The organism is Vibrio sp. 10N.222.46.A1 (assembly GCF_041473595.1).
GTDB classification, from domain to species: Bacteria; Pseudomonadota; Gammaproteobacteria; order Enterobacterales; family Vibrionaceae; genus Vibrio; species Vibrio tasmaniensis_A.
This window is the reverse complement of sequence record NZ_JBFRSN010000548.1, coordinates 1-971: the sequence shown is the minus strand read 5'-3', so window position 1 is coordinate 971 and position 971 is coordinate 1. Positions and strand designations below refer to the sequence as shown.

Annotated in this window: 1 protein-coding gene; it reads right to left on the bottom strand. The window is 42.4% G+C overall.

Translation table 11 applies throughout. The annotated features are described in order from the left end of the window. Nucleotides 1-816, bottom strand: an 816-nt coding sequence (locus tag AB4496_RS15615) for an SgrR family transcriptional regulator (RefSeq protein WP_372131318.1), incomplete at its 3' end; no start/stop codon positions are given. Between the last annotated feature and the right edge of the window lie 155 nt (nucleotides 817-971).

The window sequence follows — 971 nt, the reverse complement described above, 5'->3', positions numbered from 1 at the left end:
GCGATAAGGGCCAGTACCAATCGGTCGAATATCGTAGTCTTCACCACGTAAAATCATCGGTAAGGTGACTTTGGCAACAGATTCAGTCAGAGCGAGTGGGAAGTGTTTATCTGGTCGCGTTAAAAAGACATCAACCACACAGTTTGCCGGAGAAGAGACGTCTTTTATATGTGAGAACATATTGAGAGGTTCGAGTGCTAGCAGCGTATCCACAACATGATTAGTTAACAAAGGCTCTCCGTTATGAAAACGGACTCCGGGTCTCAAGAAGAATCGCCATTGATAATCGCTGATTTTTTGCCATGAATGAGCAAGATCGGGCTGTAATTGATCGTTCTCATCCAAACGTGTTAACCCACTGAATACCTGACAGGTAATATGCTGCTCAGATCGTCGCATCGACTTTGTCGGGTTAAGCATAGAAAGCGGTCGGTAATAAGGCAAACGAATAACCTGCTCACCTTCCTGGTATTGCACACCCAAGTAATTTTGAATAACTTGAGTCAGCTTGGCTGCATTGTGATCAAGCACTGACAGCGCTTGTCCAATTTTACCTTCTTGTAAGTAGCGTCTTGCTAAGTTTTCACTGACATCGCAACGATTCTGCTTAAAAATAAGTTGAGATAACTTGCCTCGCCCAGCCGCAGGTAACCACTCAACCCATCCTTCTTCTTCAAGCTTATTGAGTACCATCCGGGCATTACGACGGGTACAACAAAGCACATCCGTGATGTCGTCGAGCTGAACATCAGAATCTTTACCATCGAAGTATTCAAACAGGGTTTCAAATTGAACGCGAAGTCTTGGGCTGCTCATAAAGAGGAAAACTTATTCAAAGGACATTGAATTCAGTTTCCCTATTTTAAGACTTAAAATCAATCTTACTGATGTGATTTTCTTGCGATTTATTAGGTATGGTGTCCTAATGTTTGATTCAAATAGAAGGTCTAAGTACTTTTGCAGTATACGAT